The 1,835-nt window shown below is 37.9% G+C and carries 2 protein-coding genes; both read right to left on the bottom strand.

Annotated features, from left to right (window positions below; translation table 11 throughout):
* Positions 1 to 205: 205 nt before the first annotated feature.
* Positions 206 to 640, bottom strand: coding sequence for a flagellar export protein FliJ (gene fliJ / locus WBF61_RS03905; protein ID WP_424254086.1), 435 nt, complete (start codon positions 638 to 640; stop codon positions 206 to 208).
* Positions 641 to 664: 24 nt separating this feature from the next.
* On the bottom strand, positions 665 to 1,835 hold a 1,171-nt coding region (locus WBF61_RS03900), incomplete at its 5' end, for a FliI/YscN family ATPase (RefSeq protein WP_424254084.1).

Below are 1,835 nucleotides of genomic sequence, written 5' to 3'. Positions count from 1 at the left end.
TTTTCGGTTAAGTGTTTGTTTGTTTCTTTGGACAAACTCGCTTGAAACTGTTCTTTAGAAATCGGTTCTTTCTTTATCCCTTTTTCTACAGAAGGTGTATTTATCGCTTTTAATGACTGGATGAAAGAATGCTCCAACTGTTTTCCTCCTTTCTTGGGTTGATTAGACTTTTTTATGTATCTTCTCTTGCTTTTCTAGAATTAAATTAGTAATAACTTCTTCCGTAACTTAAAGTAGCCATTTCATCTAGTTGTTTTTGTTCTTCACTTTTTTCTAAACTTGTTAGTAAGTTGAATTCTTTTTCCTTCAACTTTTCCATAACCTTTTTTTCTTTGTGGGCCTCCATTAACTCTAAACGAGCTGTTTCAACGGATTTAGTTGCGATTTCTACTTGATTTTTTTGCTGAATGATTCGTTCATCCAACATCACTTTATACATATTTTGACGGCGCAAGATATCTATTCGAGTAGTTGTTAAACTCTCATTCTTTATCTTGATATTTTCTTGAATCATGTCTTTTAAAAATGATTCTTGTTGGAACTTTTCTCTTTCAGCATCACCAAGATTTATTTTCTTAGTTTCTTCTGTATCCGAACGCCAGTCTAATACTTTTTCCATTGAAAATTTAAATTTACTCACTGCTTACACCCTCTTTTACTGTGGTTACCCAATTGACTGAGCGCCTATTTGAGACGTCTTAAATAATGTTTCTAGTGAATCAACTACTGCTTCAAATGGAATCTCATCGTCTACTTGTTGCCTTAAAAAGTTTTTAATTGGACCATTTAATTGAACAGCTCTATCTACCAGGGGATTGCTCCCTGTCCGGTAAGCTCCAACATCGATTAAATCTTTTGAATCAGCGTACACAGCCATGTTTTCCTTTAACCTACCTGCTGCTAAATGGTGTTTCTCCGTTGTTATTTCTTTCATCAACCGACTAATGCTGTTTTGAATATCAATTGCTGGATAATGATTTTCAGACGCAATTTTACGCGATAACACTATATGTCCGTCTAAAATCCCACGAACAGAGTCCGCAATCGGCTCATTCATATCGTCACCTTCAACTAGAACAGTATAAAATGCCGTAATAGATCCCGTTTCTGACATCCCACTTCGTTCCAATAATTTTGGTAACGTTGTAAAAACAGATGGTGTGTACCCTTTGGTTGTTGGGGGTTCACCAGTTGCTAACCCGATTTCTCGTTGTGCCATTGCTACACGAGTTACCGAATCCATCATTAAGACCACTTTTTTGCCTTGATCTCTGAAATATTCGGCAATCGTCGTGGCTACTGATGCGCCTTTTAAGCGAACAAGAGGAGGCATATCTGATGTCGCACAAACGACTACAGACTTTTTATAGCCTTCTTCCCCAAGATCCTTTTCAATAAATTCAAGAACCTCTCTGCCACGCTCTCCAATAAGTCCAATAACAATAATGTCTGCTTCAATATAGCGTGCCATCATACCGAGTAACGTACTTTTACCAACACCACTACCGGCAAAGATTCCCATCCGTTGGCCTTCACCAACGGTAAGGGTTCCATCAATAGCTCTAATACCTGTTGGTATCACGTCTTTAATTTTCTTTCGTTTGAAAGGGTTAGGTGAACTACGGTTTACATCATAGAACACCCCATCAACTACTAAGTTTTCATCCATAGGTCGACCTAAGCCGTCTAATGTATTTCCCAGTAACTTTTCACTGATTTCAACTTTCAATGTTTTCCCAGTTGGTCGCACCAAGCAACCTGGGCCAATCCCATCTAACTCATCTAATGGCATCAGTAAAACAGTCTCGTCTACAAATCCAACGACTTCACTCAAT

The sequence above is a fragment of the Carnobacterium sp. genome (assembly GCF_049673005.1).
GTDB lineage: Bacteria > Bacillota > Bacilli > Lactobacillales > Carnobacteriaceae > Carnobacterium_A.
The sequence above is the reverse complement of the archived record's forward strand: the minus strand, read 5'-3'. Positions and strand labels throughout refer to the sequence as shown.